The sequence below is a fragment of the Psychrobacter sp. CoH-33_TS_01 genome, from assembly GCF_058189395.1.
This window is the reverse complement of record NZ_JBVGQI010000010.1, coordinates 53,533-66,696: the sequence shown is the minus strand read 5'-3', so window position 1 is coordinate 66,696 and position 13,164 is coordinate 53,533. Positions and strand designations below refer to the sequence as shown.

Annotated in this window: 13 protein-coding genes; 10 read left to right on the top strand and 3 right to left on the bottom strand. The window is 46.4% G+C overall.

Annotated elements, in window-relative coordinates; genetic code table 11:
- Nucleotides 1-121: 121 nt before the first annotated feature.
- Both ACZ2XM_RS13500 and ACZ2XM_RS13495 read left to right on the top strand, forming a co-directional pair.
- The gene (locus ACZ2XM_RS13500; RefSeq protein WP_490589634.1) at nt 122-1,051 is read left to right on the top strand and encodes a LysR family transcriptional regulator; all 930 of its coding nucleotides are present in this window, start codon (nt 122-124) and stop codon (nt 1,049-1,051) included.
- 441 nt (nt 1,052-1,492) lie between these two features.
- Nucleotides 1,493-1,858, top strand: a complete 366-nt coding sequence (locus tag ACZ2XM_RS13495) for a DUF6984 family protein (RefSeq protein WP_490589635.1) — start codon at nt 1,493-1,495, stop codon at nt 1,856-1,858.
- Nucleotides 1,859-2,010: 152 nt separating this feature from the next.
- On the opposite strand, the gene ACZ2XM_RS13490 is transcribed toward ACZ2XM_RS13495, so the two are convergent.
- Entirely contained in the window at nt 2,011-2,736 is a 726-nt protein-coding gene (locus tag ACZ2XM_RS13490; protein WP_490589636.1) for a tyrosine-protein phosphatase, read from the bottom strand.
- A 305-nt stretch (nt 2,737-3,041) separates the two neighbouring features.
- Between ACZ2XM_RS13490 and nfuA the strand changes: the two genes are divergently transcribed.
- Both nfuA and ACZ2XM_RS13480 read left to right on the top strand, forming a co-directional pair.
- On the top strand, nt 3,042-3,689 hold the full coding sequence (gene nfuA, locus ACZ2XM_RS13485) for a Fe-S biogenesis protein NfuA (RefSeq protein ID WP_490589637.1): 648 nt from the start codon (nt 3,042-3,044) through the stop codon (nt 3,687-3,689).
- A 201-nt stretch (nt 3,690-3,890) separates the two neighbouring features.
- Nucleotides 3,891-5,189 carry an O-acetylhomoserine aminocarboxypropyltransferase/cysteine synthase family protein gene (locus ACZ2XM_RS13480; protein WP_490589638.1) on the top strand — a complete coding sequence of 433 codons (1,299 nt, stop codon included), beginning with the start codon at nt 3,891-3,893 and terminating at the stop codon, nt 5,187-5,189.
- A gap of 118 nt (nt 5,190-5,307) precedes the next feature.
- Here the strand turns inward: ACZ2XM_RS13480 and ACZ2XM_RS13475 are convergent, their stop codons facing one another.
- Nucleotides 5,308-6,321 (bottom strand): adenosine kinase, encoded by a 1,014-nt coding sequence (locus ACZ2XM_RS13475; protein ID WP_490589639.1) that lies wholly within the window; start codon nt 6,319-6,321, stop codon nt 5,308-5,310.
- Nucleotides 6,322-6,371: 50 nt separating this feature from the next.
- Entirely contained in the window at nt 6,372-7,211 is an 840-nt protein-coding gene (gene rsmI, locus ACZ2XM_RS13470) for a 16S rRNA (cytidine(1402)-2'-O)-methyltransferase (protein ID WP_490589640.1), read from the bottom strand.
- A gap of 265 nt (nt 7,212-7,476) precedes the next feature.
- Here rsmI and ACZ2XM_RS13465 point away from each other — a divergent pair, with 265 nt between their 5' ends.
- The 6 genes from ACZ2XM_RS13465 to hisG all read left to right on the top strand — a co-directional run bounded on the left by ACZ2XM_RS13465 (nt 7,477) and on the right by hisG (nt 12,890).
- Nucleotides 7,477-7,884 carry a YraN family protein gene (locus ACZ2XM_RS13465; protein ID WP_490589641.1) on the top strand — a complete coding sequence of 136 codons (408 nt, stop codon included), beginning with the start codon at nt 7,477-7,479 and terminating at the stop codon, nt 7,882-7,884.
- A 225-nt stretch (nt 7,885-8,109) separates the two neighbouring features.
- Nucleotides 8,110-9,081: a BON domain-containing protein gene (locus tag ACZ2XM_RS13460; RefSeq protein WP_490589642.1), complete on the top strand. Its 972-nt coding sequence runs from the start codon at nt 8,110-8,112 to the stop codon at nt 9,079-9,081.
- Nucleotides 9,082-9,219: 138 nt separating this feature from the next.
- Complete coding sequence (locus tag ACZ2XM_RS13455) at nt 9,220-10,203, top strand: alpha/beta hydrolase (RefSeq protein WP_490589643.1); 984 nt, start codon at nt 9,220-9,222, stop codon at nt 10,201-10,203.
- Between the two features lie 145 nt (nt 10,204-10,348).
- Nucleotides 10,349-10,603 (top strand): BolA family protein, encoded by a 255-nt coding sequence (locus ACZ2XM_RS13450; RefSeq protein WP_490589644.1) that lies wholly within the window; start codon nt 10,349-10,351, stop codon nt 10,601-10,603.
- A gap of 75 nt (nt 10,604-10,678) precedes the next feature.
- Complete coding sequence (gene murA, locus ACZ2XM_RS13445) at nt 10,679-11,947, top strand: UDP-N-acetylglucosamine 1-carboxyvinyltransferase (protein ID WP_490589645.1); 1,269 nt, start codon at nt 10,679-10,681, stop codon at nt 11,945-11,947.
- 265 nt (nt 11,948-12,212) lie between these two features.
- Nucleotides 12,213-12,890 carry an ATP phosphoribosyltransferase gene (gene hisG / locus ACZ2XM_RS13440; RefSeq protein WP_490589646.1) on the top strand — a complete coding sequence of 226 codons (678 nt, stop codon included), beginning with the start codon at nt 12,213-12,215 and terminating at the stop codon, nt 12,888-12,890.
- Nucleotides 12,891-13,164 lie beyond the last annotated feature (274 nt).

The window sequence follows — 13,164 nt, the reverse complement described above, 5'->3', positions numbered from 1 at the left end:
TCTAAAAACTGTCCTAAAAACTTTGCGATTAAGCACTATACTGTCTTTATCTCCAATAGTTTTGGTTTGCTTTTTAGAGCTAACTTAGTCTCCTATAGTTAAGATGAGTACCGATATGGTCATGATGCAACAAAAACTAGCTGATAGCCTAAACTGGACTTTGCTGCATGTCCTAATCGTTATCTATGAAGAGGGGAGTATCAGTGCCGCGGCAAACCGCTTGAACATCACGCAATCGGCGGTCAGTCAAAACCTCAAAAAGCTTGAAGAACAACTGCAAAGCCAATTGATTATCCGTAATACCAAGCCTTTAGAGCTAACACCTATTGGGCATTATTGCCTACAAGTAGCCCAGACTATATTTACAGAAATTACTTCTATTGAGGCTATGAAGGGCAGCAACTCGCATCTTTTGGAAGGAGAAATCACGCTATTGGTGGCCAGCCGTATCCATAATCCAAAATATAATGAGTTTCTAGTCTATTTTAAAAAGAAATATCCCAATATCACTTTGGATTTGACGGTTAAGTCCAGCATGGATATTTTGAATATCTTAAAGCAAAAAAGCCCTGCCGTGGGCATCTGCTTAGCTCGCCATCTTCCTGAAAACCTCAATCATAAGTTACTATTTAATCAGCGTTATTATCTATACTGTGGTTATCACCATCCTTTATTTTCTGCTACTGAAGTGACTTTTAATAGTCTATTGACCGAAGACTTTATTGCCTTTAAAAGTGAGGATATTGGTGAGGTGCTTTCTCCTATTACTATTTTTAAGGAGAGCCATGACATCACCGGCCGTATTAGTGCTTATACCAATAATTTGGACGAAGCAGTTCGTTTAATCTATACCGGGTATGGCATCGGCGCTTTACCCGATCAATTTATTGCGGCGACTCATTTAGAGTCAAAGCTAAGACGGTTGCCACCAAAAGAGGGTATAGCTGATGTGCCCATTTATATTTTCTGGCATAAACACCGTGCGTTATCGCTGATAGAAGCAAAATTTATTGAAGAAATTACAGCGTATGAAAACTTTGAATTGATATGACGGTATTCCACTTAGCAATAGCCATTATCTTTGCACCTTTAACCCAACAACCCATTGAATTAACAAATAAATCACTGAAGGCGTAAGGCAGCTTTGACATGATAAAAGCACACTCATAAACAAGGATTGATTATGAAATTTACTGCAATACATTATAACGCTGGCACCTGTACTTGCCCAAAATGTAACTGCAACTGCGCGGCCACTTGCGACAAGTGCAATATGTGCGCGAAATGCTGCCAGTGCGGCGCCAAAGAATAAGCTGCAATATTTTTTATAGCGCAATAGCGTTGATATAAGTACTAGTAGAATGAGCACTTTGGGATAATCTCTCAAGGTGCTATTTTTTTGCCTTAAAATTGTATAGCCTATAGAGTAAGTGCCTAAACTTAGCCAATCTTATATTAATATATACTCAAAAAATACCACCGGAATTGCCCCATGATTAGACCGTTATCCCCTGATGAAGCTGCCTTTATCAAAAACCTGTTAAGCCTTTGCGAACTGCCTTATAAGAGTACCCAGCCTATCGAGGAGCTCTCTATCAATGAGATAGACGATGGCGGTATGGGGTCGTTTGAATTTTTAGAAGAGAGGCTGTCTGAGCGTCAAGTGGGGCAAGCTATCTTGGCGGCAACCACTTACGATTTGGATGGTCGCACAATCAGGGTTGAAATAACCGTAGATACCGAGGGCTATCTGTATCAACTGACTGCCGTTACTGAAGACGGCAAGCCTTTGCTATTTCCGTTAGGCAGTTTAGGCGTTTATAGTGATGTGAGCAGCCCCGCCAAAGCAGCAGAGTAAGCGATAGGGTAAATAAGGTTAGTCTTTCGAGCACCGTAAATGGGGCTTGAGTGAGCCTAGCAAAGGTATATCTTTCTTATAATGTGGCTAAGGCGCATAACTACTCATAACTACTAAGTCGCTAGTATTAGAGTGATGCTATAGCTATCGATTTAAGCGGCTTGTTTGGGCCGTTGCAGAGCGGCTAATTCTTGACGAATATCTGTCACTGTTGCAGGATTGAGCATCTTTTCTAAGTTCACCCAAATAGGGTGATAGCCAAAGCCGCCGGCGGTCATTTCCTGCTTTGCCGCTGCGATTGACCAGCCCTGATCAATGATGCGGTACATAGCAACGATTAAGCCTGTTCGGTCTGCACCATGATAACAATGGACCAATACTCGCTGATTCTGTGCCTGCAATTCTTTGATTTGCTGCAGTATTTGGGCGATTTCTTTAGGGGTAACGTGCCAAGACTTTAGCGGTTGATTGTATAAAGTCACGTCGGCATCTTCGGCCACATTAGCTAGTAGCTCTTGATCCTCGTCCTGATCAAAAAATCGCAAGCTGACGATAGCATTGATGTGATTGGCTTTAATGAGCGGCACGTCGGCGGCACGCAACTGCTCACTGCGAAAGAGGAAGTTATCGACTTGATAGAGGTTAGCGTCCTTATTGATAGACTGAGCCAGTTCGGGTAACTCAATCGGCGCTTCCGATTTTGCCGACCCATTATTCATTGAGATGCCAAAGGGTTGCGCGTCACAGCCCGTTAGACTGAGCACGCTCATCATGGTGAAAGGCAACAGCAGTTTGAGGAGTCGACGGCGGGTGTCATTAGCAGGGTGCTGAACAGTCGATGGGGACAGCGCTAAGCGCCGGTGCGCAATAAAATTCATGACCTCTCCTACTAACTTAACCTATGATCAGTTAAGGTTAGCACTATCTTCGCAATAGCAGTAGGCTTTAGTAGGGCCATAACCTTTATTTACAGATGACCGGCAATTTTATAAAGATAACCTGACGATAGTAATTACGGCCGAGCCAAGTTAATCCCTTGATAATTTTTCAATCACCGCCATAATGACACTACATATCCATATTTCACATGCTTTTGCATTGATGATTCACGATTTCATAATGAATGAGTCACAGTTGGCAGCAGCCAGCCCCTTTTTTCTTCTCCAATAAATGAGGTCATCTCATGACTGACACAGCGCAAACTTCTGCTTTAGATATCGACCAAACCGACATAAAGAGCAATATCACGATTACTGAGTCTGCCCAAGGCTATTTGGCAGATTTATTGTCAAAACAAGACACGCCGGGCATCGGTGTGCGTATTTTCGTTGAGCATGCCGGCACGCCACGTGCTGAGTGTTGCATGGCGTATAACCAGCCGGGCGAAGAAGATGCGGCTGATTTACAACTGCCTTATGAGCACTTTACCGCTTTTATTGAAGCGGCATCTGTGCCTTATTTAGAAGACGCCGTCATCGATTATAATAAAGACCGCTTTGGTGGTCAGTTGACCTTCCGCGCGCCCAATTCAAAAGTGCCAAAAGTGGGCGAAGATGCCAGCGTTGAAGAGCGTATTAACTATGTCCTGCAATCTGAAATCAACCCCGGTCTTGCCGCTCACGGCGGTGACGTGCAGTTGCTAGAATTGATCGATGATGAAGCCGGTCTGACTGCGGTATTGAAATTTGGTGGCGGTTGCCAAGGCTGCTCAGCGGTTGATATGACCTTGCGTCAAGGCGTAGAAGTTCAGTTAAAACAGCAAGTTCCTGAGCTTATGCAAGTGATCGATGAGACCGACCATACGCGTACTGAAAATGCTTATTATAAATAAGGGGCAGCGATTACTAAGCTAATCGCTACTGGCTGTTATTACTTATAATAATAACCATATTAATAATAAGTCATTATTATCATAAGAAAGCTGGGTTATCATGGTCGATAATCTGGCTTTTTTATGAGCTGCACTTTCTCCATATAACGGACTATTTTTATTTTTATACGTTGTTTATAACTTATTGATTAGGATTATTTTATGAGTGAGCAAACCCCAGAAAATAACCATCGTTTAGAGACCTTAGCGATCCATGCTGGTTATACCGTCGAGCCGACTACTAAGGCGGTCGCGGTACCTATTTATCATACTAGCTCTTATGCTTTTGATGATACGCAGCATGGTGCGGATTTATTCGACTTAAAAGTTGCGGGTAACATTTATACGCGTATTATGAACCCGACGAACGCCGTACTAGAAGAGCGTGTTGCCGCACTAGAAGGCGGTATTGGCGCGTTAGCCGTAGCTTCAGGTATGGCCGCCATCACTTATGCCGTACAAACCGTTTGTGAAGTAGGCGATAACATCATCGCGACCTCGACGCTTTATGGGGGTACTTATAACTTCTTCGCGCATGCTCTGCCACGTCAAGGCGTAGAAGTACGTTTCTTCGATCATAAGAATCCAGAATCTATCAAAGACTTAATCGATGATAAAACTAAGATGGTTTTTGCGGAAAGTATTGGCAACCCGCTAGGTAACATCGTGGATATTCAAGCGATTGCTGATATTGCTCATGCGTCTGGTGTGCCGGTAGTGATTGATAATACGGTCGCGACCCCAGTCTTGTGCCGTCCTTTCGAGTATGGTGCGGATATTGTTATTCATTCGCTCACCAAATATATGAGCGGTACGGGAACTTCTATTGGTGGCGCCATCGTCGATAGTGGTAAATTCCCTTGGGGCGATTATCCAGAGCGTTTCCCTATCTTAAACCAGCCAGATGCCAGCTATCATGGCGTTAACTTTGTGAAGGATGTGGGCGCTGCCGCCTTTATCGCCCGGGCTCGCGTAGCGCCATTGCGTAATACCGGTGCCGCGCTCAGCCCCTTGAATGCTTTCGGTATTTTGCAAGGTATGGAGACTTTGAGTCTACGTATGGAGCGACATGTGCAAAACGCCCAAGCTGTCGCGCAGTACCTAAATGACCATGATAAGGTTGCTTGGGTGAAATACGCCGGTTTGTCTGATCATCCCGATTACGAGCTGGCCAAAAAGTATATGAAAGGCACGCCATCAGCCATCTTAACTTTTGGTGTGAAGGGGGGTCGTGAGGCCGGTGCACGCTTTATTGATGCCCTTAACCTAGTCACGCGTTTGGTCAATATCGGCGATGCGAAATCTTTAGCATGCCATCCCGCGACCACGACCCATCGCCAGTTGAGCGACGAAGAGCTGGCCACCGCTGGCGTGAGTGAAGATATGGTGCGTTTGTCTATCGGTATCGAACATATCGACGATATCAAAGCCGATTTAGAGCAGGCGCTTGCTAAGGCTTAAAAAGTTTAAGTAAATAGTTTATAGATCATAAAAAACCCCGGCTTATTTTAAGTCGGGGTTTTTATCGTCTAGCTTGAGATAAGCCTAGGCTCAGTGCTCAGTAATGACAAGCCAGCTTTTACACCGCTAGGATGCTGCGAGCGATATCTTGGTATTGTGGTGCTGCAAGACGAGGACCCATCTGCTGAATCACTTGACTGGCTACGGCGCTGGCCAGACGACCACATTCTGGCAAAGTATATTTCTGTGACATCGCATAGAGGAAGGCACCAGCGTAGTTGTCTCCCGCCCCATTGGTATCGATGACATCGGCCACATTGGGAGTCGCAACCTCGATTAGCTCAACCGTACCGTCGTTGATAGTCGCAATAATAGCGCCATCAGCGCCGTCAGTGACTACCGCCGTTTGGCAGACATCGGTCAGGGCACGAGCTGCTGATTTTAATTGTTTTTTACCGGTGAATAGCTTGGCCTCTTCGCTATTGCAGAAGATAACCGCGACGCCATTACCAATCATTTCGTCCAAGCCTTCTTTGGCGAATTTGACTACTGCAGGGTCGGCAAAGCTGACGGCAATTTTTACATCGTTAATACCCGCTTGTTGGCGCAGTTTGGTCATGGCAGGTAGCACGCTCTCTGACATGGCGAGATAGCCTTCAAGGTATAACCAATCTGACTGGGTGAGGGCGTCAAAGTTGATGTTGGCTTCGCAGATTTCACTTGAAGTACCCAAATACGTTTGCATAGTACGTTCAGCATCTGGCGTCACAGCGACGACACAAGAGCCGGTCACGCCATTAGGCTCGATAGACTGGGTAGAGGTTGCCACGCCAGATTGGTGCAAGTCTTCAAGATAGAACTCGCCTTGCGCGTCATTGCCTACGCGGCAACCGTAAAAAGCCTTACCACCGAGGCTAGCGAAGGCAAACATCGTATTGGCAGCAGAACCCCCACCGGCTTGTTTAGAAGGCTCAATTTTAGCGTCCACGAGATAGTTTAATAAGGCGGATTGCTCCTCAAGGCTAGCGAGCGACATGTTGCCTTTCTCTAAGCCTGTCTGCTGTAACTGAGCATCGGATAATAGATACTCGTGGTCCACTAAGGCATTGCCTACGGCCATAACGTCATACATGGTAGTACTCCAAAATAAAATCGTGAATAAGGGGGGTGCTGATAACTAACTTAACTGGTCAGCTCTAGCAAGCGTTGGTAAAGCGCATTCTTTTTCACACCCGTAATATCGGAGGCGAGGGCGGCCGCTTTTTTTACCGATAGATCTTCTAATAGACGTTTAAGTAAGGCGTCGTGCTGCTCTAAATTCTCATTATCAGCTTTCGGTTGCCCACCAACGACGAGGACGATTTCGCCTTTTTGTTGGTTGGGGTCATTAGCGACAAACTCGCTCAACTCACTTAAGGTGGTTTTTCGCACGGTCTCAAAGGTCTTGGTCAATTCGCGGCAATAGGTCACAGGACGCTCGCTACCGAATACCGTAATCATATCCGCTAGACTGGCTAGGATACGATGCGGCGCTTCATAGAATATCAAGGTTTCGGTATTGTCCTTAACCCCTTCGAGCTGCTTTTGGCGACCATGGGTTTTGGCGGGTAAAAATCCGATAAAACTAAAGCGATCCGAAGGCAGGCCAGCGACCGATAACGCTGCGATAGCCGCACTTACGCCCGCTACGGGTACGACTTTTACCCCAGCCTCATGCGCTGCTTGTACCAATTGAAAACCAGGGTCACTGACTAAAGGCGTGCCCGCATCACTAATTAAGGCGATGGGGTGACCACGTTGAATCATCTCGATAATTTTGGGCGTTTGTATTTCGCTGTTATGCTCGTGGTAGGCCCAAGTCTGGCTGTCGATATTAAAATGGCTTAATAATTTGCCTGAGGTACGCGTATCTTCGCAAGCTATGATATCCACGGCTTTTAGAGTGTTGATGGCGCGCGGCGTCATGTCATCAATATTGCCAATAGGGGTGGCGACGATATATAGGCAGGCGGGGATAGACATGATAACCTCAGTAACGGATAGTAGAGAATGGCAAAATGGTACGCTAGGAATTGCGGGTCAGTGTATCACGATGTGCTACTATCAGGCGGTAGCAATCCTAGTAAATTCGAGTATAAAAATGCAAATACGGCCGCTAGAATATAACGTCTATCAGGATAAATCTATGCTTAGTCTGCTGTGTTTTAACCCGCTATGTTTTAACGTATTGTGTTTTAATCCCTTATATTTTAATCCATAGTTTTATCTATTCGCTAGGCTATCCCCTATGGCTCTAACTCCGCTTAAGCTGACGTCACCCAAACAGCGCCAAGGTAGCCGCTATGAGCAGCTGGCTTTAGAATATTTGCAGCAGCAGGGATTGACCCTAGTTGCTCAGAATTGGCTCATGGCCAAAGTGGGTGAATTGGATTTGGTAATGCTAGAGCAGGGCAATGCTTGGGATACGCTCGTTTTTATAGAAGTGCGGCAACGTAAACTGGGGGCTTTTGGCGATGCGCTCACCAGTGTAACCGCCAGTAAACAGCGTAAAATCATCAAGGCCGCGAGATATTTCCTACGCCAGCATCCTACCTACCATGACTATGAATGCCGCTTTGATGTGGTGGCTTTTAGTGATGAGGGCAGCGTGCCTGAGTGGTTGGCAGGGGCTTTTATTGCCAAAGCTTGGTCTTAGCACTCATTGGTAATTGCTCCCTGATAAAGTTGCTAATGCTGCTGAAGGTAGATACTGGCTACAGAATTTTTACGCAACTGGTATTTACCTGTTAGTCAGTTGATTTATGATAGCTAAGGCTAACGGCATTATTACCCCCTATTATTTTTAATTAAGATTAATTTTGGCCTGTTTTTAGGCAAAAGAGTTTCCACTTTTTTATTACGGCATAAGGGCACAATGAGTATGCTACTACAACGAAAAGCGCTATCAGAAGCCAGTCAACTCCATAAGCAGTCACGCCAACAGACTTTATCTGCGTCATCACGTCTAACGGCTATCATGACCGGTAAGCTACCGATAGCCTTAGCTTTATTAGGTGTGCTAGGGTTGAGCAGTTGTGCTTCTTTGACGCCAGTAGGCAATACCCCAGAGGCCACATCCAACGCCCCAGCTTACCCTTCTAATTATGGGGTAGCCGTGACTGAGCGCACCATATCGCAGCGTTTGCTAGACCGCAGTATTGCGCATACCGCCAATGTCAATATCAAAGCTTTAGACCCCGCTTTAGCCAATGATAGCCGTATCAGTATCGATAGTTTTTATAGTGAAGTGCTACTGTCAGGGGAGGTGCCAACCGAAGCGCTTAAGACTCAGGTTGCGGCTCTGGTACGCTCTATGCCCGATGTCCGCCAAGTGTACGACGAGATGACGGTGGGCCCGAATCGTGGCTATAGCTCGACGGTTCAGGACGGCTATATCACTTCTAAAGTAATGGCAAAAGTGTTGGCAAATAAAGACGTGAAATCCTCTCAAGTGAAAATCGTCACCAATAATGGCGTGGTGTTTATCATGGGCCGCATGACCCCGACCCAGCAAAGCCATTTGATTGATATTGCTAATCAAACGGTCGGTATTACTGAGCTGGTACTGCTAACGACTTTAGTGAATGATAATGGCGAAGTCCTCACTGAGCAGGATGTCATGCAGGAGCAGAACTTGGAAGCACCTGCCGTAAATGGACTAGAGAGCGTCAGTCCAACTAGCACTAGCAACCGTCGTTCAGTGCCTATCAATCAGGCACCGGCCGCTACGAGCACAGAAACAGGGGGTGGAAGCGCGCCTAATACTGTTAATCAGCCTGCGCCAAACCAAGGGTCTGATACTTCCGGTGGCAGCTCTTATATCGACTTATACCAAGACCAGGTAGCTAATTAATAAGTGGCTAATTAACCAGTAAATAGGCTTTATCACAGTAAGCGTATTGCCCAACCATAGCGCTTAAAACCGGTGTTTTATCGGTTTACTAGAGCCCTCTCTAGGTCGCTTCACTTTCCCTCAACGATGAGTCATGACATGGACGTTAATCCAAAAAATACTAAAGTCACCCGTACGTCTCCGCGTAAGCTAATGACGCTACCGTCCAGTCGCTTGTCTTGGGCCGTGCTAGTGGGAGCAGGGGCGCTAACAGCCTCCTTAATCAGCCAGCAAGCCGCCGCCTTATCGCCCCTTAATTTGGTCAATGCCATCAGTCCAGATGGTGGCGTAGGGGTCAGCAAGGATATCGCTTATGGTGAGGATGCTGCGCAAAACCTCGACGTTTACTACCCTAAAGCGCTGGCTAAAGCTGTGCGAAAAGGCAGTACCATCGAGCAGCGCTATCCGCTCGTGGTGTTCGTCCATGGTGGCTCGTGGGAAAACGGCAATAAGGACCAATATGCTTTTGTCGGTCAAAGCTTTGCGCAAGCCGGCTATGTCACCGCCGTGATTAATTATCGCAAAGCCCCAGAGTTTGTGTATCCCGCGTTCGTGCAAGATTCCGCTCAGGCTATCGCTTGGGTGCATCAAAACGCCGATAAACTCTATGCCAATCCACAGAAAATGGCGGTCGTGGGTCAGTCAGCCGGGGCTTTTAATGCTGTAGCGGCGGTGTCTAATGCAGACTTTTTATCCCCTTACGGCGTCACGCCTAGCGATATCAAAGCAGTGGTAGGAATCGCAGGCCCCTATAGCTATGACTTCCGCACTTCAGACACGCGCACGGTATTCCCAAAAGACGGCAATCCTAACACCATCATGCCAGACCGCTTAGTCAATTCAGGTACTGGCAAGTCGCAACCCGATTATCTGTTATTGACCGCTGAAAATGACGATATCGTCGGCGATGAAAACACCGTGAGAATGACGGCGGCGCTACGGGCTGCCAATGCAAAGGTACAAACGGGTGAAATCAAAAAAGCCAGTCATGCGACCAGTATTGCAGCTATGGCCACACCGTTACGCCGCTTAAATGATGTGCGTGAGCAGGTGCTGACCTATCTCGATGGCGAGTTAAAATAGCCTGCTGGAGAGTTGGTTTGATTTAAAACCGATATAGTGCCGCCTATTATAAATTCGTTGCGACTGTGCAGCGGTACAAGACGTGATGCCCATCTCTTGGTATAATCGCTAATTATTTCAATTCTAAACATCACAGGTAATCCCCATGAGCATGAATGCTGACGACTTAATCGCCTTTTTACAGCCGCATTTCCCCGGCGCTTTTATTCAAGCCGCCAACCAAGGTAACAAATTTGACGTGCGCGTCGTAGATGCTAGCTTTGAAGGCAAACGTAGTGTGCAGCGTCAGCAAGCGATCTATGGTTTAGTCAATGAAAAGATTGCTAATGGCGATATCCATGCCTTAAATATTCAAGCGCTAACACCGGCAGAGTGGGATGCGCAGCAAGCGGGTCAATAACTACTGACCCCAATTAGTGCCACCCTTTGATTGTCTGCCGTTTTATTTTCATTTTAGTTAGCTTTGGAACCCCTTATGGATCAATTTTTAATTACTGGTACCGGCCGTATTTCCGGTGAAGTCACTATTTCTGGCGCCAAAAACGCGGCGTTGCCATTGCTAGCCGCTATGATTTTGGCAGAGACCCCGACGACTTTACACAATGTCCCGTCCCTACAAGATGTGACGACGCTTATCAAGTTGATCTCAGGCATGGGTATCGTCATTAGCAAAGAAGGCAATACGGTCACGTGTAACACCAAAACTATTGATAGTTTCTACGCGCCGTATGACTTAGTGAAGACGATGCGCGCCTCTATCTTAGTATTGGGCCCATTGCTGGCGCGTTTTGGCGAAGCGGAAGTATCATTACCTGGTGGTTGTGCTATTGGTTCGCGTCCGGTCGATCAGCATTTGCAAGCTTTTGAAGCGATGGGTGCTGAAATCATAGTTGAAAATGGCTATGTCAAAGCTAAAGCTCCTAAAGGTGGCAAGCTGATTGGTTGTGAATACAGCTTTGATATGGTGACCGTGGGCGGTACTGAAAACGTCATTATGGCGGCAGCATTAGCTAAAGGTACAACTCGCTTAGAGAACTGTGCGCGTGAGCCAGAAGTCGTTGATTTGGCCAATATGCTAGTCGCTATGGGTGCCAAGATTGATGGTATCGGCACTGCAAATATGACTATCGAAGGCGTTGAGTCTTTACACGGCTGTGAGTACTCGGTAGTCCCTGATCGCATCGAGACCGGCTCTTATCTAGCGGGCGCCTTGATGACTGAGGGCGATGTGTTAACTAAACATACCCGTCCAGAACTGTTGCTGCCGGTCTTGAAAAAGTTCGAAGCGATGGGCGCGGTTATTAGCACAGGTGAGGATTGGATTCGCGCGCAAATGAAAGGCCGTCCCTTGCCAGTAGATATCCGTACGCAGCCGCATCCTGGTTTCCCAACGGACATGCAAGCCCAGTTAATGGCGGTTTGTTGTTTGGCCGATGGTACCAGTACTATTATCGAAAATATCTTCGAAAACCGTTATATGCACGTCCCTGAGCTTGAGCGTATGGGCGCGAATATTAAAGTAGACGGCCATACCGCTATTGTAAAAGGTGTGGAAAGATTTGAAGCGGCACCAGTTATGGCGACCGATTTACGCGCGTCTATGTCACTCGTTATGGCGGCGGCTACTGCTGAAGGGCAGAGCCTAATCGACCGTATCTACCATATCGACCGCGGCTACGAAGATGTTGAAAATAAACTGCGTGGTTTAGGCGTCAAAATCGAGCGTGTTAGCAGTAACGATTAGAGCTTGGTTTAGGCTTGCCAATTGTAGAAATTATCTAATAAATACTAGCGGTTGTAGGGTGGGTTCGCATCAGTGTAACCCACCGCATGTATCAACATTGTGGTTGGCTTACCTGCTATCTAAACGCTTTATATGGGTTTGATGCATCTAAGCCACCCTACAGCTTTTGCCGCAAATAACTGCTAGATTAAATTACTGCTAGAAAGACGCTTAACCTACGCCATAATTACCATTCATCACTTAAAATAAAATAATTGACCAGACTATGACTGAATCGAACGAGCTGCTTAACCAAGCTGATAATGACTTTAATGGTCTCACCTTGGCGCTGTCTAAAGGCCGTATTCTCAAAGAGACTTTGCCCCTGCTCAAAGCGGCCGGTATCGAATTATTAGAAGACGTTGAAGCGTCACGTAAGTTGATTTTTCCGACCTCGCATCCTGATGTGCGCGTATTAATTTTGCGGGCGAGCGATGTGCCCACCTACGTCGAACACGGCGCAGCGGACTTCGGGGTAGCGGGCAAAGACGTATTACTTGAGCACAGTACCAGCCATATTTACGAACTGTTGGATTTAGAGATTGCTCAATGCAAACTCATGACAGCTGGGATTAAAGGCGCTGAGTTACCCAATCGTCGTTTGCGGGTCGCTACTAAATATGTCAATGTCGCGCGCGCTTACTTTGCCAGTCAAGGTCAGCAAGTGGATGTCATCAAGCTGTATGGGTCTATGGAGCTGGCTCCGTTGGTTGGCCTAGGCGATTTAATCGTCGACGTTGTGGATACCGGTAATACTTTACGGGCCAATGGTCTCGAGCCGCTTGAGCATATTTGTGATGTATCGTCACGCTTGATCGTGAACCCGGTCAGTTATAAGCGTAAGTTTACGCTGCTTGAGCCAATTTTAGAGAGCTTTAAGACGACGATTGCAGAAAAAGTCTAGCCGTTATCAGATAAGATTTGCTAGGTTCGCTCTAACTTATCGCAATCATCAAAAATTTAAACCAGTGCGTCGCGTAAGATTTAAGTCTTGCGTGATACACTGGTTTTAATCGTTTTATTCCCGATATAATTTTAGTTACCCTATAGACCTTATAAAGTCAGCTCATACACAGCTTTTTTAATTCGACCGTTATAGGTGGTGTTTTAGCCTAATCTTTTTCAGCCTATAACCAGTCGATTAAGTTGTGAGTGGCATTAAAGATATTACCTTGCAG